The organism is Allobosea sp. FW305-C-101 (genome assembly GCF_058783685.1).
In genome coordinates, this window is sequence record NZ_JBYSYT010000011.1 from 42,187 (window position 1) to 68,146 (window position 25,960).

General features: G+C 66.4%; 24 protein-coding genes. 12 read left to right on the plus strand and 12 right to left on the minus strand.

The window, feature by feature from the left end:
- Positions 1-178: 178 nt before the first annotated feature.
- The 3 genes from rpoD to AC3WMA_RS25295 all read right to left on the minus strand — a co-directional run bounded on the left by rpoD (position 179) and on the right by AC3WMA_RS25295 (position 4,970).
- Positions 179-2,188 (minus strand): RNA polymerase sigma factor RpoD, encoded by a 2,010-nt coding sequence (gene rpoD, locus AC3WMA_RS25285; RefSeq protein WP_492288020.1) that lies wholly within the window; start codon positions 2,186-2,188, stop codon positions 179-181.
- Positions 2,189-2,384: 196 nt separating this feature from the next.
- Entirely contained in the window at positions 2,385-4,283 is a 1,899-nt protein-coding gene (gene dnaG / locus AC3WMA_RS25290) for a DNA primase (protein ID WP_492288021.1), read from the minus strand.
- 225 nt (positions 4,284-4,508) lie between these two features.
- Positions 4,509-4,970, minus strand: coding sequence for a GatB/YqeY domain-containing protein (locus AC3WMA_RS25295; RefSeq protein WP_492288022.1), 462 nt, complete (start codon positions 4,968-4,970; stop codon positions 4,509-4,511).
- Positions 4,971-5,125: 155 nt separating this feature from the next.
- Between AC3WMA_RS25295 and carA the strand changes: the two genes are divergently transcribed.
- The 4 genes from carA (at position 5,126) to AC3WMA_RS25315 (ending at position 8,153) form a co-directional block, all read left to right on the plus strand.
- Positions 5,126-6,334 carry a glutamine-hydrolyzing carbamoyl-phosphate synthase small subunit gene (gene carA / locus AC3WMA_RS25300; RefSeq protein ID WP_492288023.1) on the plus strand — a complete coding sequence of 403 codons (1,209 nt, stop codon included), beginning with the start codon at positions 5,126-5,128 and terminating at the stop codon, positions 6,332-6,334.
- A gap of 21 nt (positions 6,335-6,355) precedes the next feature.
- Positions 6,356-6,685: an NIPSNAP family protein gene (locus AC3WMA_RS25305; protein WP_492288024.1), complete on the plus strand. Its 330-nt coding sequence runs from the start codon at positions 6,356-6,358 to the stop codon at positions 6,683-6,685.
- A 376-nt stretch (positions 6,686-7,061) separates the two neighbouring features.
- Positions 7,062-7,676 carry a prephenate dehydrogenase/arogenate dehydrogenase family protein gene (locus tag AC3WMA_RS25310; protein ID WP_492288025.1) on the plus strand — a complete coding sequence of 205 codons (615 nt, stop codon included), beginning with the start codon at positions 7,062-7,064 and terminating at the stop codon, positions 7,674-7,676.
- A gap of 51 nt (positions 7,677-7,727) precedes the next feature.
- Positions 7,728-8,153, plus strand: a complete 426-nt coding sequence (locus AC3WMA_RS25315) for a group III truncated hemoglobin (RefSeq protein ID WP_492288026.1) — start codon at positions 7,728-7,730, stop codon at positions 8,151-8,153.
- Positions 8,154-8,264: 111 nt separating this feature from the next.
- On the opposite strand, the gene AC3WMA_RS25320 is transcribed toward AC3WMA_RS25315, so the two are convergent.
- On the minus strand, positions 8,265-9,197 hold the full coding sequence (locus AC3WMA_RS25320) for a LysR family transcriptional regulator (protein ID WP_492288027.1): 933 nt from the start codon (positions 9,195-9,197) through the stop codon (positions 8,265-8,267).
- A gap of 91 nt (positions 9,198-9,288) precedes the next feature.
- Between AC3WMA_RS25320 and AC3WMA_RS25325 the strand changes: the two genes are divergently transcribed.
- Positions 9,289-10,197 (plus strand): DMT family transporter, encoded by a 909-nt coding sequence (locus tag AC3WMA_RS25325; protein WP_492288028.1) that lies wholly within the window; start codon positions 9,289-9,291, stop codon positions 10,195-10,197.
- On the opposite strand, the gene AC3WMA_RS25330 is transcribed toward AC3WMA_RS25325, so the two are convergent.
- Positions 10,198-11,451 carry a class I SAM-dependent methyltransferase gene (locus AC3WMA_RS25330; RefSeq protein WP_492288029.1) on the minus strand — a complete coding sequence of 418 codons (1,254 nt, stop codon included), beginning with the start codon at positions 11,449-11,451 and terminating at the stop codon, positions 10,198-10,200.
- Positions 11,452-11,583: 132 nt separating this feature from the next.
- Here AC3WMA_RS25330 and AC3WMA_RS25335 point away from each other — a divergent pair, with 132 nt between their 5' ends.
- The 3 genes from AC3WMA_RS25335 (at position 11,584) to AC3WMA_RS25345 (ending at position 13,679) form a co-directional block, all read left to right on the plus strand.
- On the plus strand, positions 11,584-12,279 hold the full coding sequence (locus AC3WMA_RS25335) for a class I SAM-dependent methyltransferase (RefSeq protein WP_492288030.1): 696 nt from the start codon (positions 11,584-11,586) through the stop codon (positions 12,277-12,279).
- 127 nt (positions 12,280-12,406) lie between these two features.
- Entirely contained in the window at positions 12,407-13,204 is a 798-nt protein-coding gene (locus AC3WMA_RS25340) for a hypothetical protein (protein ID WP_492288031.1), read from the plus strand.
- A 4-nt stretch (positions 13,205-13,208) separates the two neighbouring features.
- Positions 13,209-13,679 carry a hypothetical protein gene (locus AC3WMA_RS25345; RefSeq protein ID WP_492288032.1) on the plus strand — a complete coding sequence of 157 codons (471 nt, stop codon included), beginning with the start codon at positions 13,209-13,211 and terminating at the stop codon, positions 13,677-13,679.
- 27 nt (positions 13,680-13,706) lie between these two features.
- On the opposite strand, the gene AC3WMA_RS25350 is transcribed toward AC3WMA_RS25345, so the two are convergent.
- The 4 genes from AC3WMA_RS25350 to AC3WMA_RS25365 form a co-directional block, all read right to left on the minus strand.
- Positions 13,707-14,111 carry a GtrA family protein gene (locus AC3WMA_RS25350; protein ID WP_492288033.1) on the minus strand — a complete coding sequence of 135 codons (405 nt, stop codon included), beginning with the start codon at positions 14,109-14,111 and terminating at the stop codon, positions 13,707-13,709.
- Between the two features lie 40 nt (positions 14,112-14,151).
- Complete coding sequence (locus AC3WMA_RS25355) at positions 14,152-15,462, minus strand: hypothetical protein (protein WP_492288034.1); 1,311 nt, start codon at positions 15,460-15,462, stop codon at positions 14,152-14,154.
- Positions 15,463-15,746: 284 nt separating this feature from the next.
- Positions 15,747-16,808 (minus strand): class I SAM-dependent methyltransferase, encoded by a 1,062-nt coding sequence (locus tag AC3WMA_RS25360; protein WP_492288035.1) that lies wholly within the window; start codon positions 16,806-16,808, stop codon positions 15,747-15,749.
- A 96-nt stretch (positions 16,809-16,904) separates the two neighbouring features.
- Complete coding sequence (locus AC3WMA_RS25365; protein WP_492288036.1) at positions 16,905-17,294, minus strand: ArsR/SmtB family transcription factor; 390 nt, start codon at positions 17,292-17,294, stop codon at positions 16,905-16,907.
- Positions 17,295-17,445: 151 nt separating this feature from the next.
- Here AC3WMA_RS25365 and AC3WMA_RS25370 point away from each other — a divergent pair, with 151 nt between their 5' ends.
- Positions 17,446-18,654 carry an MFS transporter gene (locus AC3WMA_RS25370; RefSeq protein WP_492288037.1) on the plus strand — a complete coding sequence of 403 codons (1,209 nt, stop codon included), beginning with the start codon at positions 17,446-17,448 and terminating at the stop codon, positions 18,652-18,654.
- Between the two features lie 16 nt (positions 18,655-18,670).
- Here AC3WMA_RS25370 and zigA read toward each other — a convergent pair whose 3' ends face one another.
- On the minus strand, positions 18,671-19,882 hold the full coding sequence (gene zigA / locus AC3WMA_RS25375; protein WP_492288038.1) for a zinc metallochaperone GTPase ZigA: 1,212 nt from the start codon (positions 19,880-19,882) through the stop codon (positions 18,671-18,673).
- Between the two features lie 229 nt (positions 19,883-20,111).
- Here zigA and carB point away from each other — a divergent pair, with 229 nt between their 5' ends.
- Together carB and greA are read left to right on the plus strand one after the other, a co-directional pair.
- Positions 20,112-23,459, plus strand: a complete 3,348-nt coding sequence (gene carB, locus AC3WMA_RS25380) for a carbamoyl-phosphate synthase large subunit (protein ID WP_492288039.1) — start codon at positions 20,112-20,114, stop codon at positions 23,457-23,459.
- Between the two features lie 102 nt (positions 23,460-23,561).
- Positions 23,562-24,038 (plus strand): transcription elongation factor GreA, encoded by a 477-nt coding sequence (greA, locus tag AC3WMA_RS25385; protein WP_492288040.1) that lies wholly within the window; start codon positions 23,562-23,564, stop codon positions 24,036-24,038.
- A gap of 117 nt (positions 24,039-24,155) precedes the next feature.
- On the opposite strand, the gene AC3WMA_RS25390 is transcribed toward greA, so the two are convergent.
- Positions 24,156-24,767 (minus strand): MarC family protein, encoded by a 612-nt coding sequence (locus AC3WMA_RS25390; RefSeq protein WP_492288041.1) that lies wholly within the window; start codon positions 24,765-24,767, stop codon positions 24,156-24,158.
- A 171-nt stretch (positions 24,768-24,938) separates the two neighbouring features.
- Between AC3WMA_RS25390 and AC3WMA_RS25395 the strand changes: the two genes are divergently transcribed.
- Positions 24,939-25,436, plus strand: a complete 498-nt coding sequence (locus AC3WMA_RS25395; RefSeq protein WP_492288042.1) for a hypothetical protein — start codon at positions 24,939-24,941, stop codon at positions 25,434-25,436.
- Positions 25,437-25,445: 9 nt separating this feature from the next.
- Here AC3WMA_RS25395 and AC3WMA_RS25400 read toward each other — a convergent pair whose 3' ends face one another.
- Positions 25,446-25,910 (minus strand): Lrp/AsnC family transcriptional regulator, encoded by a 465-nt coding sequence (locus AC3WMA_RS25400; protein WP_492288043.1) that lies wholly within the window; start codon positions 25,908-25,910, stop codon positions 25,446-25,448.
- Between the last annotated feature and the right edge of the window lie 50 nt (positions 25,911-25,960).

Below are 25,960 nucleotides of genomic sequence, written 5' to 3' on the forward strand. Positions count from 1 at the left end.
GACCACCTGTCCGCAATGATCGAGCGGCGGCAGACTGGCCAGCCGCCGCTGCGCGAGCATCCTACGTTCGCAGGAGGGCTTATCCGGCAAGCCACGGCAAGGCGCGCCAAAAGAAAAAGCCCGCCTCCGCAGCGCGGAAGCGGGCCTTGTTCTTGGTCGGCAGGAAGCCGCCTGACCGTCAGTTGTCGAGGAAGCTCCGCAGCTTCCGCGACCGGCTCGGGTGCTTCAGCTTGCGCAGCGCCTTCGCCTCGATCTGGCGGATGCGCTCGCGGGTGACGCTGAACTGCTGGCCGACCTCTTCGAGCGTGTGGTCGGTATTCATGCCGATGCCGAAGCGCATGCGCAGCACTCTTTCTTCGCGCGGGGTCAACGACGCGAGAACTCGCGTCGTTGTTTCACGAAGATTGCTCTGGATCGCGGCGTCGATCGGCAGGATCGCGTTCTTGTCCTCGATGAAGTCGCCGAGATGGCTATCTTCCTCGTCGCCGATCGGCGTTTCCAGCGAGATCGGCTCCTTGGCGATCTTCAGGACCTTGCGCACCTTCTCCAGCGGCATGGCCAGCTTCTCGGCCAATTCCTCCGGCGTCGGCTCGCGGCCGATCTCGTGCAGCATCTGGCGCGAGGTCCGCACGATCTTGTTGATCGTCTCGATCATGTGCACGGGGATGCGGATCGTGCGCGCCTGGTCGGCGATCGAGCGCGTGATCGCCTGCCGGATCCACCATGTAGCGTAAGTGGAGAACTTATAACCCCGGCGGTACTCGAACTTGTCGACCGCCTTCATCAGGCCGATATTGCCTTCCTGGATCAGGTCGAGGAACTGCAGGCCGCGGTTCGTGTACTTCTTGGCGATCGAGATCACGAGACGCAGGTTCGCCTCGATCATCTCCTTCTTGGCCTGACGGGCCTCGCGCTCGCCCTTCTGGACCATCAGCACGATCTTGCGGAATTCCTGGATCTCCAGGCCCGTCTCGGAGGCGAGCGTATGCACCTCCTCGCGCAATTGCTTGATCCGCTCCAGCTCCGCCGCGACGAACTCCTTCCAGCCGCGTGAGCCGAGCTTCGAGACGCGCAGGACCCATTTCGGGTCGAGCTCGCCGCCGACATGCTGTTTGAGGAAGTCGTCGCGCGCCACGCCATAGCTCTCCGCGAGGCGCAGCAGGCGCGTCTCGTGGCCGATCAGGCGCTTGTTGATGTCGTAGAGCTGCTCGACGAGCGCCTCGATGCGGTTGTTGTTGAGCGAGAGCGACTTCACCGCGGTGATGATGTCGTCCTTGAGCTTCTTGTACTTGCGGTCCTGCGACGGCGAGAGCTTGGTGTTCTCCAGCCGGTTGGCGATGTCCTGGTCCTGCAGGCGGCGCAGCTTCTTGTAGTCGTCGGCGATGGCGTTGAAGGTCTCGAGCACGCGCGGCTTGAGCTCGGCCTCCATGGCCGAAAGCGACACGTTGTTCTCCATGTCGTCATCGTCCATGTCCGGCGGGGTCTCGCCCTCCGGAGTCTCGGCCTGCTCGGCTTCCTCGGCCTCCTCCTCGCCTGCGGCGGCGGGGTTCTTGCCATCGGGGCCGGCATAGGTGGCTTCGAGATCGATGATGTCGCGCAGCAGCACCTTGCCGTCGACGAGCTCGTCGCGCCAGATGATGATGGCCTGGAAGGTCAGCGGGCTCTCGCAAAGGCCCGCGATCATCGCCTCGCGGCCGGCCTCGATGCGCTTGGCGATCGCGATTTCGCCCTCGCGCGAGAGCAATTCGACCGAGCCCATCTCGCGCAGATACATGCGGACGGGATCGTCGGTGCGCTCGGTCGGCTCCAGGTTGCGCTTGGTCTCGACCGGCAGGGTCTGGCGCGAGGCGTCGACCATGTCGCCGCCCTCGGGCTCCTCCTCGTCGCCGCCGCCGTCCTTGCGGGCCGCGCGCTCCTCGCCGGCCGCTTCCGGGTCCTCGTTGTCGACGACGTTGATGCCCTGCTCGCTGAGCTGGCCGAGCACGTCCTCGATCTGCTCCGAGGAAAACTCCTCGGACGGCAGAACTTCGTTCAGTTCGTCATAGGTGACATAGCCGCGCTTCTTCGCGAGCTTGATCATCCGCCTTACGGCCTGATCGGTCAGGTCGAGCAACGGGCCGTCGGTAGTCGGGGGGGCATCCGGCGCGACCTGATCGGTCTTTTCCCGTTCGCTCGCTTTAGTCGCCATCAATCAGCGCTCCGCACTCGCGCCGGCCATGGCCGAGACAGCCATATACCGACGCATAAAAGGGCGGCGCGACCGCAGGCCCGGCGCGCTCACCCACCCAAATCCAGTTGCAGATGGCACCAGACGTCGTTGACGAATCGTGAACCACCCCACAGCTTGCGCGCACTTGGACACGCGTCCACCACTCGCTGGGTAATCAATCCTCGGACATGGCCTCGGTGCCTTCGATTGTCTCGAGGCGGGCCTTCACGTCCTTGATCCAGGCGAAATTGGCTTCGGTCGCGTCATCAGCCAAGGCGCGCTCGGCTGCTCTCAACTCGCTATTTAGCGTCCGCGCGCGATGATGCAAGACGATGGCCTGATGAATCGAGTCAAAAACCGATTCAGGATCAGCATCTTGCGCGAGTTTCAGCCGCTCGGCCGGCCCCGTCACGGCCATGAGATGCCCCTGCGCTTCCCTGACGCGCGGCTGCGCCAGCCGATTCGCCAGCGTCTCCCGGTCGAGCGTGTCCTCGACGGCATCGAGCAGCGCCTGCCGGAAACGCTCGGCCGCCGGCCCATCGAGCGACAGCTCCGCGATCTCGTCGGCGCAGCGCATGAGGAGGTCGGGATGGCTCGCCAGCGCCAGCAGGATGAAGGCCTCGCGCTGGTCCTCGCCGCGCAGCTTCGCCACGAGGCGTGACTGCGTCAGCGCGCTCGAAGCCTTGAGCGGCCCGGCGAGCCATGGTGGAACCTGCCGACCGAACCCGCCGCGCTGGGGCGCCCCCCCCCGGCCGCGCTGGAAGTTCCCGCCCCCGCCGCCACGCTCCTGACGCGCAGGAGCTGCGCTGGCGAAGAGCTGCGCCAACCGCTCGTCCATCTCGCGGCGATAATGCTTGCGCGTGGTCTCGTCGCGGATCTGCCCGAGCGGCTCCTTCAGGCGGCGCTCGAAGGCGGCGCGGCGCTCCGGCGTATCGAGCGGGCCGGCCTCGACCTCGCGCTGCCAGAGCATGTCGACCAGCGGGCGCGCCGCCGCGACCACCTCGGCGATCGCCTGCCGCCCGCCCGAGCGGGCGAGGTCGTCGGGGTCCTGCCCGTCCGGCAGCAGGGCGAAGGAGAGCGACTTGCCGGGCTCCAGCAGCGGCAGCGCGATATCGATCGCCCGGCTCGCGGCCTTGCGGCCGGCCTTGTCGCCGTCGAGGCAGATCACCGGCTCGTCCGCCATGCGCCAAAGTAGTCCGAGCTGGTCCTCGGTCAGGGCCGTGCCGAGCGGCGCCACCGTCTGCGGGAAGCCCGACAGCGACATGGCGATCACATCGACATAGCCCTCGACCACCACGACCTGGCTCGTGTCATGCGCGGCCTTGCGGGCATTGTGGTGGTTGAACAGCAGATGGCCCTTGTGGAAGAGCGGCGTCTCCGGCGAGTTCAGGTATTTCGCCGCAACCTCCGAGCTCATCGCCCGCCCGCCGAAGGCGATGACCCGCCCACGCGAATCATGGATCGGGAACATCACCCGGTCGCGGAAACGGTCATAGGGCACGGCGATCTCCTCGCCATGCACCAGCAACCCCGCCTCCATCATCAGCTCGGCCGGGACTCCCTTCCCCGCCAGATGATCGCGCAGGGCGAAACGGTCGGCCGGGCCGTAGCCGAGGCGGAAGCGCGAGCGCGCCTCGCCGTCGAGCCCGCGCGTCGCGAGATAGCGCCGGGCTCCGCCGCCGCGATCGCCCATCAGTTCGGCCTCGAAGAACTGCGCCGCGAGCTCCACGACCTCGTGCAGCCCCTTGCGCTTCTCCTCCTGAATCTGCGCCTCCGCCGTGATCTTCGGCAGGATGACACCGGCCTCAGCCGCCAGCTTCTCGACGGCTTCGGGGAAGGAGAGCCCCTCGGTCTCCATCACGAACTTGAAGATGTCGCCGTTCTTGCCTGACGAGAAATCGAAGAAGGACGCCTTCTGGTCATTGACGAAGAAGGAGGCCGTCTTCTCGGCATTGAAGGGCGAGAGCCCCTTCCACTCGCGCCCGGCCTTCTGCAGGCGCACGCGCTTGCCCACGACCGCCGAGACAGGCAGCCGCGCCTTGATCTCCTCAAGGACGGAGGGCGGGAATTTCATGGTTCCTGATGTGGCCCCTATGCGCAGGAAAGCCAACCTCGAATACGCCCGCGACAAGGCTTGTCGGCAATATCCACAAGCGCTGTCATCGAGGCGAGCACGTCATTCTCGGGCGAAGCACAGCTTCGACCCGAGAATCTCACAATGAGAAGGCGCTGGTTTCCGAGATGCTCGGGTCAAGCCCGAGCATGACGTCTCCATGCATTTCCGAGCTAAGCGCGGGGATCAGCCGCCCAACGCGGCCTTCACCATCGGGCTGACCTTGCCGAAATCCATCTGGCCGGCATAGGCCGCGCGCAGGACGCCGATGACCTTGCCCATGTCCTTGACGGCGGTCGCGCCGGTCTCAGTCACGGCCTTGTCGATCGCGGCCTTCACCTCGTCATCGGACATCTGCTTCGGCAGATAGGACGAGATCACCGCGACCTCGACGCGCTCGCCATCGGCAAGCTCGGGGCGGTTGTTGGCATCGTAGATCGCGATCGATTCCTGGCGCTGCTTGATCATCTTCTGGAGCACGCCGAGGATCTCGTCGGCGGTCGCCTCGCCCTTGCCGGCGCCCCGCGCCTCGATGTCCTTTTCCTTCAGCGCGGCGCTGATCAGGCGGATCGCCGCGACCTTGGCCTTCTCGCCGGCCTTCATCGCTTCCTTCATGTCGGCCGTGAAGCGCTCGCGCAGGCTCGTCATCTCGTTGTTCCTTTTTCTCTTGTGCGGCCTGCGCCAGCTTTGATTGACGGGCCGCGCCCGGCTCTTTAAGGCTCGCGTTCCAGACCGGCGGAGTGGATTGCCGCAGCCCCGCCCCCGCATTTTTCCGCTCAAGCGGACTGGACCGAGACATAGACATGACCGCTCCCGAAGGAAACCCCGCCGCAGGCGGCTGGACCGAACCGCGCGCGACCGCGCTCCTCGTCTTGGCTGACGGCACGGTGCTGGAAGGCTTCGGCCTCGGCGCCGTCGGCGAGGCACCGGGCGAGGTCTGCTTCAACACGGCGATGACCGGCTATCAGGAAATCCTGACCGACCCGTCCTATGCCGGGCAGATCATCACCTTCACCTTCCCGCATGTCGGCAATGTCGGCGTGAACGAGGAGGACACCGAGACCGTCAACGCCGCCGCCTCTTCCGGCGTGCGCGGCTGCGTGCTCCATGCCGCGATCACCGAGCCCTCGAACTGGCGCGCGAACCGGCATTTCGATGCCTGGCTCAAGGCCCGCAACATCGTCGGCATCTGCGGTGTCGATACCCGCGCGCTGACCGCGCTGATCCGCGACAACGGCATGCCGAACGCGATCCTCGCCCATAGCCCGGACGGTGTCTTCGACATCGAACGGCTCAAGAAGCAGGCCGCCGCGCTGCCTTCGATGGCCGGTCTAGACCTCGTCCCGCTCGTCACCGCCTCGCAGCGCTACGACTGGAACGAGACCCCCTGGGTCTGGCCGGCCGGCTACGGCAAGCGCGAGAGCAACCAGTTCAAGGTCGTCGCCATCGACTACGGCGTGAAGCGCAACATCCTGCGCCTGCTCGCCAAGGCCGGCTGCGACGTCACCGTCGTGCCCTCGACCGCGAGCGCCGAAGACATCCTGGCGCTGAACCCCGACGGCATCTTCCTCTCCAACGGCCCGGGCGACCCGGCCGCGACCGGCGAATATGCCGTGCCCGTCATCAAGCAACTGCTCGACCGGAAGGTCCCGACCTTCGGCATCTGCCTGGGGCACCAGATGATGGCGCTCGCCATCGGCGGCCAGACCATGAAGATGAAGCAGGGCCATCACGGCGCGAACCATCCGGTGCAGGACAAGACCACCGGCAAGGTCGAGATCGTCTCGATGAACCACGGCTTCGCGGTCGATCCGGCGAGCCTGCCGGCCAATGCGGTCGAGACCCATGTCTCGCTCTTCGACGGCTCGAACAGCGGCATCGCGCTGACCGACCGCCCGGCCTTCAGCGTCCAGCACCATCCGGAAGCCTCGCCCGGCCCGCAGGACAGCCACTACCTCTTCACCCGCTTCACCGAATTGATGGCGGCCGAGAAGGCGAAGAAGGCGGCCTGAGGGCCGCCGAAGGAGACGGGCATGATCCACCAGTTGCGCATCTACGAGATCTTCGAGCGCAACAAGGCGGCCTTCCATGCCCGCTTCCGCGACCACGCCGCGCGCATCATGGCGCGCCATGGCTTCCATATCGTTGCAATGTGGGAAACCGCGAGCGCCGGGCGCGCCGAATTCGCCTATATCCTCGCCTGGCCCGATGCCGAGACCAAGGCGAAGGCCTGGGCGAGCTTCATGGCCGATCCCGAATGGATCGAGATCAAGCGCGTGACCTCGCTGGAACATGGCAGCCTCGTCGGCGCGATCGAGGATCGCGTGATGACGCCGACCGCCTATTCGCCGGCACTCGATTGACAACGGCCGCCCCCGCGCGCTTTAAGCAGGGCATGATCAGCCTGCTCGCCTTCCTTCACGGCTATTACGCCCCGCTCTCATAGAGGCGGTGGCATTCCCATGTTCAACCGCCGCGCTGGCGGTTGAATTCAGGCAGATCACCCGGCATCGCGGCTCACCACCGAGCGAAAACGATGTCCCCCACGATCAGAACCATTTCGACCATCGGAATCATGGGCTTCGGCGCCTTCGGACGCCTGCTGGCCCGCCATCTCCAACCGCATTTCGCGCTACGCGTCTGCGATCCCGACACCCCCCCGCAGGCGATACGAGCGGCAAGGGCCTGCAGCCGGCTACCGTCGCCGAAGTCGCCGCTTGCGATCTCGTCATCCTCGCCGTGCCCGTGCCGGCAATCCCCGAAGCGATCGCGGCCCTACGCCCGCATCTCAAGGCCGGCGCCATCGTGCTCGATGTCGGCTCGGTCAAGATCGGCCCGGCCCGCGCCATGCAGGCGGCGCTGCCTGACAATGTCGAGATCATCGGCACGCATCCCCTATTCGGCCCGCAGAGCGCCCGCAACGGGCTCGCCGGCCTCAAGATCGCGCTCTGCCCCATCAGAGGCCACAGCACGCCGCGCATTGCCGCCTTCCTGCGCCATGTGCTGAAGCTGAAGGTCATCGTCACCACGGCCGACGCGCATGACCGCGAGGTTGCGATGGTGCAGGGCCTGACCCATCTCATCGCCAAGATCCTGGTCCGCATGGAGCCACTGCCCCGGACGATGACTACGGCGAGCTTCGACCTCCTGATGCAGGCGACCGAGATGGTGCGCTACGATGCGCCCAACGTCTTCATGGCGATCGAGCGCGCCAATCCGCATGCCAAGGCGGTGCGCGACCGCTTCTTCGCACTCGCCGAGGAGATGCGGCTGTTCCTGGAGAACGGCCATCTTGAAGCCGCGCCGTCAGCCGCCACCCTGCCTCACAAGGTCGCAGAGGTCGCGCAGGCCTAGCCTTCGCCGTCCCACCCGAAGACAATGCAGAAAATCACGAATGCCCCAACGATGACCGACAATCCCCTGCTCTACCCGGGCGCCGCCCATCCCGACCTGCGCGAGCCGATGATCGCGGAGCTCGTCCGCACGTTCTATGCGCGGGCCAGGGAGGACAAGCTGATCGGCCCGGTCTTCGCGGCCGCCGTCGAGGATTGGGACCACCATATCGGCAAGATCACCGATTTCTGGAGCGGCGTGATGCTGCGCACCGGCCGTTACGATGGCCGCCCTATGCATCCGCACCTGATCCTGCCCTTGGAAGGCAAACATTTCGACCGCTGGCTCGACCTGTTCGAGATCACGGCGCACGAGGTCTGCCCGCCCGATATCGCACAGGCCTTCATCGTCCGGGCCCGCCGCATCGCCGACAGCTTCGAGATGGCCCGCGCCAGCCAGCGCGGCGAGGTTGCGGCACCACGACACAGCTTGCGGTAAATGCAGACCGTCATTCTCGGGCTTGACCCGAGAATCTCGCGCCGAAAGAGGCTCCAACGCCCGCTGGTCATGAGATGCTCGGGTCAAGCCCGAGCATGACGCAAGGAATGGCTAGGCCGCCCGCGCTTCCCGGCTGAGAAAGGCCGCGATCTCCCCGCGATCGGCTCCCGCTTCGAGCGCGATCCGCTCGGCCAGCGCCGCCGCCGAGGGCCGCAGCGCCCCCAATGGCCGGTCGAGCCAGTAGGAGACCGGGTTCAGCGCCTCGCGCTCATCCACACGAACGATCCGCCCCACCGCCAGTTGCTCGCGCGCCAGAGGCGGGCGCGCCAAGGCGATGCCGAGCCCATGAGCGGCCGCATCCAGCACGAGATTATAGTCCTCGAAACGCCGGTCCTGCGGGCGCGGGCGATAATCCAGCCCCTGCGCCGCGAACCAGGCCTTCCAGCCGGCGGCATCCGAATCATGGATCAGGGGCTGCGCGAGCAGGCGCTCCGGCGCGCCCTCTCCGATCGCTTCGGCAAGCTGCGGCGAAGCGATCGGGAAGCACCATTCCTCGAACAGCTTGAGCGAAAGCCGGTCCGGCGCGCCGCCGCGCCCGCAGCGGATGCCGAGATCGACGCCTTCCTCCTCGAAATCCACCTTGCGATGCTCGACCTGCAGCACGATCCGCAACGACGGCGTCCCGGCCTCCAGCACGGCCAAACGCGGCATCAGCCAGAGCGCGCAGACCGAAGGCGGCGCGCTGACCCTGACCACCGAGGCGCCACGCACTTCGCGCCACCGCTCCGAATTATCGGCGATCAGCGCGAAGGCTTCCTGCGTGCGCTGGAGCAGGCGCTGGCCTTCCGGCGTCAGCGAAACGCCCCGCGCCTGCCGCAGGAAGACCCGCAGGCCAAGCCAATGCTCGAGCTTGGCGATCTGCCGGCTGACGGCGCCATGAGTCAGGTTCAGCGCCTCGGCGGCGGCCGAGAAGCTGCCGGTGCGCGCGGCCGCCTCGAAAGCGCGCAGGGTGTCGAGCGGCGGCAGGTTCGAGCTGTGATCCATTCTCACAGCTCATGCGCGAATTGTTCGTTTGTCAATCAGCTCGCCGAGGCGCTTATCGGGAGCAACTTCTCGTCATCGATGGATCGACGCCATGTCCTCCTCAAGCTGCACCTCCCCCAGCCTCGCCGCTTCCGGCGCCCAGCGCCTCGACCCGACGCTGGTCTTCACCGTGACCTTCACGGTCATGGCCTGGGCCTCCTCCTTCCCGGCGATCCGCGCCGGGCTCGCCGGCTTCGGCCCGGCCGAGATGGCCGCATTGCGCTTCGCGCTCGCCGGCGGCCCGGCCGCGCTCTTCCTCATCGCGACACGGGCGAAGCTGCCCGAGCTCGGCGATATCTGGCGCTTCCTCGTCGGCGGCGTGATCTTCATCGCGGGCTATGCGCTGCTCTTGAATTTCGGCCAGCGCGTCGTGCCGGCCGGCCCCGCCGCCTTCATCATCAACACCAACCCGATCATGACGGCCGTGCTCGCCATGATGATCCTGGGCGAGCGTTTCAGCCTGACTGCCTGGCTCGGCACGGCCTTGTCCTTCGCCGGGATCGGCGTGATCGCGCTCGGCAAGGGGCTCGATGTCGAGATCGGCCTGAGCGTGCTGCTGATCCTCGGCGCAGCCTTCTGCAACGCCATCACCACCGTGCTGCAGAAGCCGCTATTCGGCCGCTATAAGCCGCTCCACGTCGCTGCCTGGAACATGTCGATCGGCGGCTTCGTGCTGCTGCCCTTCCTGCCGTCGGCGATCGAGCAGGCGCAGGTCGCGCCGAGCGTCTCCTTCTGGTCGGTGGTCTATCTCGCAGTGGTGCCGAGCCTGATCGCCTACGGCACCTGGGCGATCACGCTCTCGCGCCTGCCGGCCGCCCGCGCCTCGAACTTCCAGTACGCCGTGCCGCCAATGGCGATGCTGATCGGCTTCTTCTGGCTCGGCGAAATCCCCACGGTCTTCGGCCTGATCGGCGGCGCCATGGCGCTCGCCGGGGTCGTGGTGGTCAACCTGAAGCGCTGATCAGAATCCCCTCGCCTCCAGCGCCTTCTCGTCATCCGCGATATAGTCGCGGATGATCGGGACGGCGCTCTTGTGCTGGCCGAGCAAGAGCTGGAACACCATGTCGCCGCCGATATCGAAGGAGATCGAGCAGGCGCAGAGATAGAATTCCCACATCCGGGCGAAGCGCTCGCCCATCATGGCGACGACCTCGTCGCGCTTCGCCATGAAGCGCTCGCGCCAGGCCTCCAGCGTCCAGTGATAGTGCCGGCGCCAGAACTCGCAGTCGGAGGCCCACAGGCCGGTCTGCTCCTGCGCCGCGAAGACCTCCGACAATGCCGGCGCATAGCCGCCCGGGAAGATGTACTTGTCGAAGAACGGCCCGGTGAAGCCAGGCGGCCCGACGCGGCCGATGCAATGGACCAGCGCGATCCCGTCCGGAGTCAGCAGATCACGGATGTTCCCGAAGTACTCGCCATAATGCGCGACGCCGACATGCTCCATCATGCCGACCGAGACGACGCGGTCGAACGTGCCGCCCAGCTCGCGATAGTCCTTGTTGATGAAGGTGACGACATCGCCAACGCCGGCCGCCTCGGCCCGCCTCGAGGCCGCCGCCATCTGGTCGGGCGAGACGTTGAGCCCGGTCACCTTCGCGCCACAGGCCTTTGCGAGATAGATCGCAAGCTCGCCCCAGCCCGAGCCGATATCGAGCACGCTCATACCGGGCTCGATCTTGAGCTTGGCGGCGAGGTGCCGGAGCTTCGCCTTCTGCGCGGCCTCCAGCCCGACCTCAGGGCTGTGCCAGTACGCACAGGAATAGGTCATCGTCTCGTCGAGCCAGAGCCGGTAGAACTCGGTTGGGATGTCGTAGTGATGCTTGACCTTCTTCCCGGCGACGCCGAGCGGATTGTGCATCCGCCAACGCCGCATCTTGAAGCGCACCTTGCGGATCGCCTGCTGCAACGGGTCCTTGCGCATCTCGCGGCGTTGCAGCCAGAACAGCGTCAGCAGGTCGTGGATCGTACCGTCCTCGAAATCGATCCGCCCGTCCATGTAGCCTTCGGCAAGGGCGAGCTCCGGGTTGAGGAAGAGCTCGCGCTCGACGCGGTTGTCGTGGAAGCTCACCGTCACGGCGAGTGCGGTCTTGACTACTCCGGCGAAGAGCAATTCCGCCGGGCCGGCGCCGAAGACATGCCGCTTGCCGTCCGGCGTGATGACCGTCAGGCGGCCGTGGCGGATGAACCGCTTGAGCAATCGCGGCAGCAGCAGCATGGGCGCTCCTCGTCTCGATTCGCCAACTAAAGCCGAAACCCGGCGGCCTCGAAACCCCCGAAGGTTGCGGAGCCACGCGGCTTGTGCGTAGTCATCGGGAATACTGGCGCAATCTGAGGGTCGACCGAACACATGTCCTGGCGCGATTTCTGGAATGGCGAGCATTCGATCTACGTCTCGCCGCGCCACAAGGCCCTGCATTATCGCGCCATCGCGACCGACCTGATCGGCCATGTCCCCTCAGCCGACGCCGTCGTCCTCGACCATGGCTGCGGCGAGGCGCTCGACGCCGCCCGCGTGGCCGCGTCCTGCGGCAAGCTCTATCTCTGCGAGGCAGCGCCTAACGTGCGCGACAAGCTGCGCGCCCAGTTCGGCCGCAAGGACAATATCATCGTGGTTTCGCCAGAAGAGGTCGAGGCTCTGCCGCCGGCCTCGCTCGACCTCGTCGTCGCCAATTCGCTGCTGCAATATCTCTCGCGCGACGAATTGAAGGCGCTGCTGGACACCTGGCGCGACCGGTTGAAGCCCGGCGGCGCACTCATCCTCGCCGACGTCATCCCGCCCGATGTCAGCCCGCTGACCGATGCCTCGCAATTGCTCGCCTTCGCCTGGCGCGGCGGCTTCTTCCTGGCGGCGCTCGGCGGCCTCGTCCGCACCGCCTTCTCGGACTATCGCAAGCTCCGGGCGCAATACGGCCTCTCGACCTATACGGCCGAGGCGATCACCGCCCTGATCCGCGAGGCCGGCTTCGCGGATGTGCAGCGGCCGGAGAATTTCGGCCACAACCCGCACCGGATGACCTTCAAGGCCATCAAGGCCGCAGCATAGACGAAAGTAGAATTCAGTTCGGAATTCCGATGTTTCCGCCTCGGAATTCCCTTACGGAAGTTCGTCATACGCCTTGATTTGACGCTTCAAGTATGGCTTTGACCGCGGCTTGCCCCGCGAGATTTCCGTGCAGGACCAGTTCACCTGTCCCTATTGCGAAGCTGCGCTCAACCGAGGCGTGCTGTCCTGCCGCAACTGCGGCCGGGATCTCACACCCGTGCTGCCGCTGCTGCACCGCCTCGATGCGCTCGAAGAACGGCTCGCCGCCGCCGAGAAATGCGCCGAGGAGGATCGCGCCGCGCTCGCCGCAGCCCGGACAGCAGAGCCGGTCAGGGCCGCCGCCTTCGCGCCCGCGGAAGCACCGCAGGAGCCGGCGCACGCCCCTCTGGGGCTCGCCCGCCGGCGTTTCTGGGTGCTGCCCTTCGGTCTGGTTCTGCTGCTGCTCGCCTATTGCGCGGTCATCCTCTGGCTCGACCTGCCGCTCTGGACGCTGCGCCTCGCCTCGATCGCGATCCCGTTCTTCACCGGCCTGATCTATTTCGGCATCCGCCCGCGCCTGATCGCCTTCGATATCGGCGTCGCCATCGCCTTCGCGATTTTTTCCGTCGCGACCATGAACGCGTTGCTGGGTTGGCACGACAACATACCGCTCCTTCCGCAAGGGTCGGTGGCCTGGCGCGAGACCTCGTTCTACGCGCTGAGCATCGGCGCCTCCATGTTCTCGGGGATGTTGCTGCGCGTGACGCAGGCTGCGCTCACCGCGCGTGGCCTCGTCTCGCTGCCGGAACTGCGAAAGGGGCTGCAGGCCGTCCACGGCAAGGTGCCGATGGAAACGCTGAAGACCATCGAAACCACCATCCTGATGGCCGGCACCGCCGTTTCGGCCATCGCCGGCCTGATCGCCGCAATCCTTGGAGTGAAATAGGACGATGATGAAGTCTGTGCTCGCTCGGCACATTCTGGCTGCCGTTCTCGCCACCGCCACCTTGCCGATGGCAGCGCAAGCTGCCGATCCGGTCCATCTCATCACGCGCGAGGAAGCCGGCCTGCCGGCGGCGCCCAAGACGGCCGCCAGCACGCGCAACCTGACGCGCGGCCCCGGCATCGACACGCTTCCGACCCCGGACAAGGGCGTCGACGGCAAGCCGTTCCGCCTCAACGTGCGCTTCATGCCGGCGAACGGCGTGCCGATCGACCCGGCGACGGTGCGCGTCTTCTACCGGCGCGACCCTCCGGTCGACATCACCCAGCGCATCAAGCAGTACATCACGCCGGGCGGCATCGACGCGCCCTCCGTCGTCGTGCCGAGCGGGAACCATGTCATCGAGATCGAGGCCACCGACAAGGAAGGCCGCATCGGCCGCAGGCAGATCACGCTGACCGTCGCCCCGACATCGTGAGGCAATCAGGCGTGACGCGCCGGTGCGTCACGCCGCCCTGTCCGCGAAGCTGAAGAACTTGTGGCCGAGGAACGAGAACACCATCACCACGCCCGTGGTGACGAATTGCATCGGCAGATAGGGCAGGCCCGCCCGCGCCACGAAGAGATGCATCAGGATGCCGGTGAGCACGAAGCCCCCAGCCGCGATCAGGGCGAAGCGCCAACCGGCCTGGGCATGGCTGCGGGTCGCGTCGAAGGTCATCCAGCGGTTGAGCGCATAGGATACAAGCGCGCCGACGATGAAGCCGGCGAGCGTCGCCGGCACCGGATCGATCCGGCCGAGTTCGACCAGACCGATCAGCACGCCGTAATGCGCGACCGCCGTCAGCCCGCCCGCGAAGACATAAGCGGCGAGCTGGCGGAACTGGCGCGGATAGCGGCGAAGCGGCATCCGCGCTTCCTAGAGGATGCCGTAGGTTCACGGAAGCCCGTCAGCCAGCGTCGCTGCCGGCGAGATTGGCCGGCATGCCGCCGACCGGCATGTCGAGCCCCTGCTTCAGCGTATCGAGATGGTACTCGCGGATGCGCCCATTGGTCGGGTCGCTGACGAAGGCGCTGCCGCCGATCACCGCGAGGCCGGGCGTCGGGGTCTTCGCGCCATAGGCGCAATCGAAGGCCGGCACCGCCTCGAAGGCCGCAAGCTCCTTCCAGGCCGGCGCGATCTCATAGACTCTGAGCTTGCCGTCCGGCGTCAGGTTGGCAAGCCGGCTGCCATTGCCGCTGAGCTCGAACTGGCAGGCGGCCTGACCGCCCGGCACGGCCAGCACATCCTCGATCTTCAGCGCCTTCGCCTCCGGATCGATCCGCAGCAGCGCGTCGTAAGGCGCCTTCAAACCGTAATTGCCGACGAGATGGCGCCCGCTGTCGCGCGACTTCAACGCGCTGACGCGGCGCTCGTCAGGGTAGCCGAGCTTGCGCCCGCTCCACGCCGCCGCGGCCCCCTTGCCGGCCTTCGACAGGACCAGCAGGCCGCCGCCCTCACCCTCGGCGCAGCCGAAGACAAGGCGCCCGCCCCGCGCTTCGGCCGAGCCGTGGAAGAGCTTGCAGGAGGCATCGGGCTTTGCCGGGTCATCGAACAGCGCGACGCGCTTCCAGTCCTTACCCTCCGCGAGAATCTCGAAGCCGTTCGGACGCGACGAAGCGCTGCGGTCGTCGCCCTTGGCATAGGCCGGGTTCGGGATCGACATCAGCCATTGCCGGTTGCCGAGCGGGACCGCGATGCCGTGCTGTGGCGCCGGACTCGGCCAGACCGTGACAGAAGGCTTGCCCTTGCCGAGGCTGTCGATCGCGACCAGCACCGCCTTCGGCTCGCTCTTGCCCTCCCAGGGACGCAGGCCGTCGAAGAACAGCGCGAGCTGGCCATGGCCCGAGAGCACATGCGCCGGCCGGTCGCCCTTCACCGCGAAGTCGAGCAGCTTCGGCGTCGCCTTGTCGAGATCGACATGGTCGCCATGCGATTCGGCGATCAGCCCGGTATCGAGGATGCGCAGCGTACCCGCCTCGTCCCCGGTCTTGACCACGACATAGCGCCCGCCGGAGACGCCCGCGAAGCCGGGATTGGCCTTCGGCATATCGAAGCTGTGCGTGACCTCGCCGCTGTCGAGATCGAGGATGCGGACGACCGGCTTCTCGTGATCGGCGAAGACGAGGCGCCCGCGCAACGGGGCATGATCATGGGCGAAGGCCGCGGAAGCGAGCAGGCAGCCGGCAAGGCCGGCAGCAGCGAAGCGGGGACAAGGCACGGGATAGCTCCAAGGCAATAATGCAATACTATAACATTACATCACTGTCCCACGAACTCAACCCGCTTGCGCGCCTCCAGTGGACAAGTCGGGGCGCCGGCAAGCGATCCGCGAGAGCGTGGTGATTTCGCGCGGAAACACGCGTCATCCCGGGCGACCGAAGGGAGACCCGGGATCCATCGTAGAGTGCCTAGCTTTACGATGGATTCCGGGTCGGCGCCGCTTCGCGGCTTGCCGGGAATGACGCTCTGCTTCCGTGATAACAAGGCAAGGTCCAAACGGCCTCAGGCCCGAACCTCGAACACCATGTTGAACGGCGTCTCGGTCGCCCTGCGGAAATGCTGGAAGCCGGCATCCATCGCGACCTTGCGCAGTCGCATCTCGCCGGCCTGCGCGCCCAGCCCCAGCCCAACCTCCTGCGAAAGCGAGGCCGGCGTGCAGATCATCGTCGATGCCCCGTAGAAAATCCGCCCGACCGGGTTCAGGTTGTCCTTGAGATGATCGTGCGCGAAGGGCTCGACGATCATCCAGCTGCCATCCTCGGCCAGCGTCTCGCGCACATGCTTTCCGGCGCCGACCGGGTCACCCATGTCGTGCAGGCAGTCAAACATGGTCACGAGGTCGTATTTCCGCTCCGGGAAATCCTTGGCCGAGGCGCGCTCGAAGACGATGCGGTCGCCGACACCGGCCCTCTCCGCCGCCTCGCGGGCCCGCTCGATCGAGGGCCCGTGATAGTCAAAGCCGTGGAAACGCGATTGCGGATAGGCCTGCGCCATCAGGATGGTGGAGGAACCATGCCCGCAGCCGACATCGGCGACGGTCGCGCCCCGCTCCAGCTTGGCCTGGACGCCGTTCAGCGCCGGAATCCAGTCCGCCGTCAGATGCGCGTTATAGCCCGGCCGGAAGAAGCGCTCGGTCCCACGGAACAGGCATTTGCTGTGCTCGTGCCAGCCGAGTCCCGAGCCGCTGCGGAAGGCCTCCTCGACCTTCGGCTCGTCGACCCACATCGACTGGACGATCTCGAAAGCCCCGGCGAAGAAGGCCGGACTGTCCTCCTCGGCGAAGGCCATGGCCTGCTCGGGCGAGAGGCTGAAGCTGTCGCTGCCCTCGTCATAGTCGACATAACCGGCCGAGGCCTGGCCCGCGAGCCATTCGCGCAGATAGCGCTCCTTGAGGCCGGTCTTCTCGGCCAGTTGCTGGGAGGTGACGGGCTTGCCGTCGGCCATCGCCTTGTAGAGGCCGAGCTGGTCGCCCAGCACGATCAGCGCACCGGTGACGGAGGCACCGACGTCACCGACGAGGCGTCCAACCAGGGCATCGAGTTTCTGAGGGTCGGCAGCACGCATGGCCATGCTCCTCGGGTTCGGGCGTGGCCGGTGCCGTACGCGACCCGGCTCGACGCCATCGCGGAAGCAAGGACGCTAGACCCGTGCGAGGACCTGTCAACGTGACGAAGTCTGACCCTGAGCCTGATCGGCGCCCGCGAGCCATTCCGACCCCAGCCGCGGCAGGTTGGGATCGCGCCGCGCGGTCTCGATCACGCTGTCGATCAGCCCCGGAAAGCGCTGATTCAACTCTTCGCGCCGGATGCTGAGATAGCGCGACGTGCCCTCCACCCGCATGCGGGTGATGCCGGCCTCGCGAAGCTTGGCGAAGTGGTAGGACAGCAGCGAGGGCGAGGCGAAGGCGGTGAAATGGCTGCAGCGCGCCTTGTCGACCTCGTTGACGTCCGAGAGCGCAACGAGGATGCCGAGCCGGATCGGATCGGCCAGCGCGCCGAACACGTCGGCGGGCGCAACATCCTCGATATCGGGGTGAAAAACCGGCTTCATGGCCTTCGAGATAGGCGATGCTGCCGCTCCTGACAATATTCAACATTCATTGAAATTACCCTTGCGGCCATTGTGGCACGGGTTTATTTCAACGATCCTTGAATTTCGAACCCAGCTTTCGAAACAGCGATCATCCGCAAGGATCATTCCCATGGATACGCGCCTTCTCTCGCTTGCCGGCGGCGCCTTCGCCATCGGCACGGGCAGCCTGATCGTCACCGGCATCCTGCCCCATCTCGCCTCCGGCCTCGCCGTCTCCGTCGACACAGCCGGCCTCCTCATCTCGATCTTCGCGCTGGCCTACGCCATCGGCTCGCCGATCCTCTCGACCGTGCTCGGCGATGCCGATCGCAAGCTCGTCCTGGCCGGCGCGATCACCGTCTTCGGCCTCGCCAATCTCGGCGCCGCCTTCGCCACCGATTTCTGGGTGGTGATGGCCGCCCGCATCGTCATGGCGCTCTCGGCCGGCGTCTTCATGCCTGCCGCCAATGCGGTTGCCGTCGCGGTCTCCGCCCCGGAACGGCGCGGCCGCGCCATCGCGCTCGTCACCGGCGGCATGACCGTCTCGCTGATCCTCGGCATCCCGATCGGCACCGCTGTCGTCGGCTTCGGCGGCTGGCACCTCGCCTTCCTGATCGTCGCAGGTTTGAGCGCGCTCTCGCTGGCGGGCCTTCTGGTCAAGCTGCCCAAGGGCCTGCCGCACGGCACCAACACCTTGCGGGAGCGGCTGCAGGTGGCGGCGCGCGGCGACGTGCTGCTGGCGCTCGCCACGACCATGCTGTGGACCACCGGCGCCTTCGTTCTCTACACCTATATCGCGCCCTTCCTGACCAACCATGCCGGCATCACCGGCCCCTGGCTCGCGGCGACGCTCGTCGTCTCCGGTCTCGGCTCGGCCATCGGCAACCAGCTCGGCGGCATCGCCAGCGACCGTTTCGGCCCTGAACGCTCGCTCGCCGTCGTGCTGTCGATCCTGGCGGCAGCGCTCTTCATCGCCTCGCTGATCGCGGTCAGCCTGCCGCCGGCTCTGGCGATCTGGCCGATCCCCTTCGTGCTCTTCGTCTGGAGCGCGGCGGGCTGGGCCGGCCATCCCGCGCAGATGTCGCGCTTGGCCGCGATGGCGCCGGACGCGACCGTGGTCGCGCTCTCGCTCAACGCCTCCGCGCTATATTTCGGCATCGCGGCCGGCGCGGCGCTCGGCCAGCAGGTGATGCGCCATGCCGGCACCTGGCCGCTCGGCTTCGTCGGCGCCGCCTGCGAGGTCGCGGCGCTCGCGGTGCTCGCATTCACCCTCTATCGCAAGCGCGCCGCCAAGCGCGTGTCGCCCCTCTCGCAAACGGCAGCGCCGGCCCGCAGCTGAGACGGCGCGGCGCGGCTCAGGCCGCTTCCGCCCGCCGCCAGGCCGGGAACGGGTCCGGCAGGTCGCGATAGCGCTCGGGGTTGAAGCGCAGCGGCAGGGCATCGCTGAGGAGACAGAGATCGAGCGCGGCCCGAATCGCCGCCTCGTCCAGCTCCGTGCCGATGAAGACCAGCTCCTGCCGGCGGTCGCCCCAGACGGAATGCCAGTTGCGGTTCAGGATCGCCTTCCACTCGGGATGGTCGGGCCAGCGCGAGCGCGGCACGGAAGCCCACCAGAAGCCCATCGCCTCGGTGCGGCAGATGCTGCCGGCGAGCGACATCTCGCCAACCCAGTCCGGCCGGGTCGCCAGCCAGAAATGCCCCTTGGCACGGATCAACCCCGGCCATGTCCGCCCTAGGAAGGCGTTGAACGTCTCGGGATGGAACGGGCGCCGCGCCCGGTAGACGAAGGAGGAGATGCCGTATTCCTCCGTCTCCGGCACATGGTCTTTGAAGCCGTAGAGCTCCTTGTGCCAGAGCGGATGCTCCTGCGCCTTCTCATGGTCGAACAGGCCGGTATCGAGCACGGCATCGAGCGGCACCTTGCCGAAATCCGCCGCGATCTGCCGCGCATCCGGATTGAGCGCGCGCACGATTCTGCTGACGGCCTCGCGCTCTTCCGCCGAGGCGTCCGAGATCTTGTTCAGCACGACGACATCGGCGAACTCGATCTGCTCCACCAGGAGATCGACCAGCGTGCGCTCGTCGCCTTCCCCCGCCGTCTCGCCGCGCTCGCGCAGGAAATCGCGCGAGCCGTAATCCCTGAGCAGGCTCGCGGCATCGACCACCGTGACCATCGTGTCGAGCCGCGCGACATCGGACAGCGAAAGCCCGGCCTCGTCGCGAAACTCGAAGGTCGCGGCGACCGGCAGCGGCTCGGCGATGCCTGTTCCCTCGATCAGCAAATAGTCGAACCGCCCCTCCTCCGCGAGACGGCGCACCTCGGCGAGCAGGTCGTCGCGCAGCGTGCAGCAGATGCAGCCATTGCTCATCTCGACCAGCTTCTCATCCGTGCGCGAGAGCTTGCCGCCGCCCTCCCGCACCAGATCGGCGTCGATGTTCACTTCGCTCATGTCGTTGACGATGACCGCGACCTTGCGGCCCTCGCGATTGTTCAGGATGTGGTTGAGCAGGGTCGTCTTGCCGGCTCCGAGGAAGCCGGAGAGGACTGTGACGGGCAGGCGACGCATGAAGAGACCTCGAAATGAAATGTTATAGTATAACATTTCATAGAAGCCTCATGCCTGGCAAGATGCCATGACGAAGCCGTGCACATCTGGCCGTGCCGCTCCTTTTAGCTTTCCCCCGCGGCCTTCGCCGTCTATAGCGAGCGCCTAGCATTCATTCAGACGCTCGCCTCGCCTCCGCTCGCCCGATCGGACCGGCCTTGCGCGCGCCTGCCCAAGACCGGTCGAGATCATGCCCAAGCGCACAGACATCAAGTCCATCCTGATCATCGGCGCCGGCCCCATCATCATCGGCCAGGCCTGCGAGTTCGATTATTCCGGCACCCAGGCCTGCAAGACGCTGAAGGCCGAGGGCTACCGCATCATCCTGGTCAACTCGAACCCGGCGACGATCATGACCGATCCGGACCTGGCCGACGCGACCTATGTCGAGCCGATCACGCCTGAGATCGTCGCCAAGATCATCGAGAAGGAGCGGCCCGACGCGCTGCTGCCGACGATGGGCGGCCAGACCGCGCTAAACTGCGCGCTCTCGCTCAACAAGAAGTCGATCGTCCAGCCCGATGGCAGCAAGATCAGCGTGCTGGAGAAGTTCGGCGTCGAGATGATCGGCGCCACCGCCGAGGCCATCGACAAGGCCGAGGACCGCGAGCTCTTCCGCGAGGCCATGACCAAGATCGGCCTGGACACGCCGCGCTCGCACCACATCAAGACGCTCGGCCAGGCGCTCGACGCGCTTGAGGATATCGGCCTGCCCGCGATCATCCGCCCGTCCTTCACCATGGGCGGCACCGGCGGCGGCATCGCCTACAACAAGGGCGAGTTCATCGACATCGTCGAGCGTGGCATCGACGCCTCCCCCACCAGCGAGGTCCTCATCGAGGAGAGCGTGCTTGGCTGGAAGGAATACGAGATGGAGGTTGTCCGCGATAAGAAGGACAACTGCATCATCGTCTGCTCGATCGAGAATTTCGATCCGATGGGCGTCCATACTGGTGATTCGATCACGGTCGCGCCCGCGCTGACGTTGACCGACAAGGAATACCAGATCATGCGCGACGCCTCGCTGGCGGTGCTGCGCGAGATCGGCGTCGAGACCGGCGGTTCGAACGTCCAGTTCGCGATCGACCCGGAAACCGGCCGCATGATCGTCATCGAGATGAACCCGCGCGTCTCGCGTTCCTCGGCGCTGGCGTCGAAGGCGACGGGCTTCCCGATCGCCAAGGTCGCGGCGCGCCTCGCCGTCGGCTACACGCTCGACGAGATCGAGAACGACATCACCGGCGGCGCGACGCCTGCCTCCTTCGAGCCGACGATCGACTACGTCGTCACCAAGATCCCGCGCTTCGCCTTCGAGAAGTTCCCGGGCTCCGAGCCGACGCTGACCACCGCGATGAAGTCGGTCGGCGAGGCCATGGCGATCGGCCGCACCTTCCAGGAATCGCTGCAGAAGGCGCTGCGCTCGCTGGAAACCGGGCTCGACGGCCTCGACGAGATCGAGATCGAGGGCTTCGGCCAGGGCGACGACCGCAACGCCATCAAGGCGGCGATCTCGACCCCAACGCCGGACCGCATCCTCCATGTCGCCCAGGCCATGCGCGCCGGCTTCACGGACGAGGAGATCCACGAGAGCTGCAAGATCGATCCCTGGTTCCTCGCCCAGATGCGCGAGCTGGTCGAGACCGAGCAGAAGATCCGCGCGATCGGCCTGCCGACCACGCCCGGCGCCTTCCGCCAGATCAAGGCGATGGGCTTCTCTGACAAGCGCCTCGCCGCCGTCTCCGGCAAGACCGAGGCCGAGGTCCGCAAGGCGCGCCGCGCGCTGGAGGTCCGCCCGGTCTACAAGCGCATCGACACCTGCGCGGCCGAATTCGCCTCGCCGACCGCCTATATGTATTCGACCTATGCCATGCCCTTCGCCGGCAAGGCGGCCGATGAAGCGAATCCGTCCGACCGCAAGAAGGTCGTGATCCTCGGCGGCGGGCCGAACCGCATCGGCCAGGGCATCGAGTTCGACTATTGCTGCTGCCACGCCTGCTATGCGCTGCGCGATGCCGGCTACGAGACCATCATGGTCAACTGCAACCCGGAGACGGTCTCGACCGACTACGATACATCCGACCGGCTCTATTTCGAGCCGCTGACGGCGGAAGACGTGCTCGAGATCCTCGAGACCGAGAAGCAGAACGGCACGCTGATGGGCGTCATCGTCCAGTTCGGCGGCCAGACCCCGCTGAAGCTGGCGAACGCGCTGGAAGAGGCCGGCATCCCGATCCTCGGCACCTCGCCCGACATGATCGACCTCGCCGAGGACCGCGACCGCTTCAAGCGCCTGCTCGACAAGCTGCACCTGAAGCAGCCGAAGAACGGCATCGCCTACTCGGTGGAGCAGTCCCGCATCATCGCCGGCGAGCTCGGCCTGCCTTTCGTCGTGCGCCCGTCCTATGTGCTGGGCGGCCGCGCCATGGCGATCATCCGCGACGAGATCCAGTTCGAGGACTATCTGCTCGGCACCCTGCCCTCGCTGATCCCCTCCGAGGTCAAGGCCAAGTACCCGAACGACAAGACCGGCCAGATCAACACGGTTCTCGGCAAGAACCCGCTGCTGTTCGACCGCTACCTGTCGGACGCGATCGAGGTCGATGTCGACTGCCTCTGCGACGGCAAGGACGTGTTCGTCGCCGGCATCATGGAGCATATCGAGGAAGCCGGCATCCATTCCGGCGATTCGGCCTGCTCGCTACCGCCGCGCTCGCTCTCGCCTGAAACGCTGGCCGAACTGGAGCGCCAGACCAAGGCGATGGCGCTGGCGCTCGATGTCGGCGGCCTGATGAACGTCCAGTACGCCATCAAGGACGGCGATATCTACGTGCTCGAAGTCAATCCGCGCGCCTCGCGCACGGTGCCCTTCGTCGCCAAGGTCATCGGCAAGCCGATCGCCAAGATCGCCGCCCGCGTCATGGGCGGGGAAAGCCTCGCGAGCTTCAACCTGAAGCCTGCGAAGCTCGACCATGTCGGCGTCAAGGAAGCGGTCTTCCCGTTCGCGCGCTTCCCCGGTGTCGACGTCCTGCTCGGGCCGGAAATGCGCTCGACCGGCGAGGTCATCGGCCTCGACCGCTCCTTCGATACCGCCTTCGCCAAGAGCCAGCTTGGCGCTGGCTCGAAGGTGCCGGTCAAGGGCACGGTCTTCGTCTCGGTGCGCGATGAGGACAAGCCGCGCATCGTGCCGGCGGTCCGCATCCTCGCCGATCTCGGCTTCCGCATCCTCGCGACCGGCGGCACGCTGCGCCATCTGCAGGAGCAGGGCATCTCGGCCTCCAAGATCAACAAGGTCCTGGAAGGCCGCCCGCATGTCGTCGACGCGCTGAAGAACAGCGAGATCCAGCTGGTCTTCAACACCACCGAGGGCCCGCAGGCCCTGGCAGACTCCCGTGCACTCCGGCGCACGGCCCTCTTGCACAAGGTGCCCTATTATACCACCTTGGCCGGAGCGATCGCCGCGGCGGAGGGCATAAAGGCCTATTGCAGCGGTGATCTCGAAGTACGATCCTTGCAGTCGTATTTCGAACGCGCGGCCTGACCGGCCGCACGGCGAATTCTAGAGATTGAGGCGGAAGCGCGGGAGCCGGCGGTCGATATGCCGCCGGTGAGCCGCGCTTTCGGAGCTTATGGGACGGAAGGTATGGAAAAGGTTCCGATGACCGCGGGCGGCTTCGCCGCCCTGGAGGCCGAGTTGAAGGACCGTCAGCAGGTCCAGCGCCAGCGCATCATCACCGCGATTTCCGAGGCGCGCGCGCTGGGTGACCTTTCCGAGAACGCGGAGTACCACGCGGCCAAGGAAGCGCAGTCGCTCAACGAGGGCCGGATCATGGAGCTCGAATCGCTGATCGGCCGCGCCGACATCATCGATATCGCCAAGCTCGCCGGCGGCGACACGATCAAGTTCGGCGCCACCGTCAAGCTGATCGACGACGATACCGAGGAAGAGAAGAGCTACCAGATCGTCGGCGAGCCGGAATCGGATGTGAAGTCCGGCAAGGTCTCGATCGGCTCGCCGATCGCGCGCGCGCTGATCGGCAAGAAGGTCGGCGATTCCGTCCAGGTCAACACGCCCGGCGGCGGCAAGTCCTACGAAGTCGTCAGCGTCGTCTTCCGCTGAGATCAGCTTCATTCTCGGGCGAAGCCAAGCGCAGACCCGAGAATCTCATGACAGGGGGCGTTGAGCCTCCTCCGGCCGGAGATGCTCGGGTCGTCGCCCGAGCATCACACCGCTTCCCTACCCCGCCAGCACGACCCGCATCGCCTTGATGATGCCGTCCACCGCGACGCTGGCCAGGATCAGCCCCATCACGCGGCTGATGACGCTGGCGCCGGCATTGCCGATCACCGCGATGATCCGCGAGGCGCTGAACAGCAGCACGAGCATGATCGCGAAGATGATCGCGATCTGCAGCACCGTCTCTGCCTGCTCGGCGAGGCTGAACTTCGAATTGTCGGTCACCGTCATCACCGTCAGCATCGCGCCGGGACTGGCGATGCTCGGGATCGCCAGCGGATAGACCGCCTTTTCGAGGTCGGAGGAGCGCAGCAGCTTCTGGTCCTCCTCCAGCTTCGATTCGCCGAAGATCATCGTCAGCGCGAACAGGAACAGCACGATGTTGCCGGCGATCTGGAACGAGCTCAGCTCGATATCCATCGCGCTCAGCAGGACCTGACCCAGCAGGACGAAGAACAGCAGCACGAGGAAGGCGACGAGCGAGCCATGCAGCGCGATACGCCGCGCCGCTGCGGCGCTCAGGCCGGCCGTCACCGCCAGGAAAACCGGCAAGGTCCCGATCGGGTCGATCACGACCCAGAGCTTCACGAATTCCGTCAGCCAGCGATCCACGGCAGTGCCCCCTCGGCCACGCCTGACACAGGCGCAGCTCCCCGCTCCGATAGACCGGGTTTCGACACCGCTTGGCAACCGTCGCCCGCGCATGCTCGGCCCAGCCGCCGGCCATGGACTATCGCGGGTCCGCACCTACATTGAAGCGACAAGACTTTCGGAGATCCGACCATGATCACCCGTCGACATGTCCTGGCATCGGCGCTCGGCGCCACCGCATTGGCGCTCGCACCGGCCGTCTCACCCGCTTTCGCGCAGACGCCGGCGGTGGGCGCGATCCGGGTCGAGGCGCTGCCCTCGGTCGTCGAGGCCTGGGGGCCGCATTTGCCCATGGTGAAGGCCGAGCTTGAACGAACCCTCGCCGAAATCCTCGGCCCCGCCTACCAGCCCCGGACCGGAAACCGGCTTGTCGTGACGATCGGCAGCATCTGGCTCGCCAGCTATGCCGGCGGCAGCAGGTGGTCGGATGGCGGCAGCAGCAACGACACGCTGGAAAGCACCGCGACGCTCTACGACCGCAAGGGCAAGCTGTTGGCGAGCCACCCGATCCGGTCGACGGAAACCTCCGGCGGTGCCGGCGCCTGGTATCTGCCCGATGTCGACCAGCGCCGCCTGAAGGCGCTCGCCCGCAACAACGCCTGGTGGATCAAGCGTTATATCGCCAGCTGAGAGCCGCGCTCAGCCGAAGGGAACGATCGGCTCGTCCTTGACCCGGTCGAGGGCGAGCGCGGTCCGGACATTGCGGACATTCGGCATCGCGGTGAGCTCGGCGACGAAGTCTTGGAAGGCTTTCAAGTCCGGCGCCACGCATTTCAAGGAGAAGTCGATATCGCCCGAAAGGGTCCAGCACTCGCGCACCGTCGGCCAGTTGCGCATGCGCTCCTGAAAGGCGACGAGATCGGCTTCGGCCTGGCTCGCCAGATGCACGAAGGCGAAGCAGACCACCTCGAAACCCAGCTTCCGCTCGTCGAGATCGGCATGGTAGCCGCGGATCAGCCCGGCCTCCTCCAGCGCGCGCACACGCCTGAGGCAGGGCGGCGGCGAGATGCCGACGCGGCTGGCGAGCTCGACATTGGTCATGCGCCCATCGGCCTGGAGTTCGCGCAGGATGCGCAGGTCGATATCGTCGAGTTTGGGACGCACGAAAATCCTCGCATGAAGGTCGCGCTGGTGTAGACGGCGCGGCCAAGCGA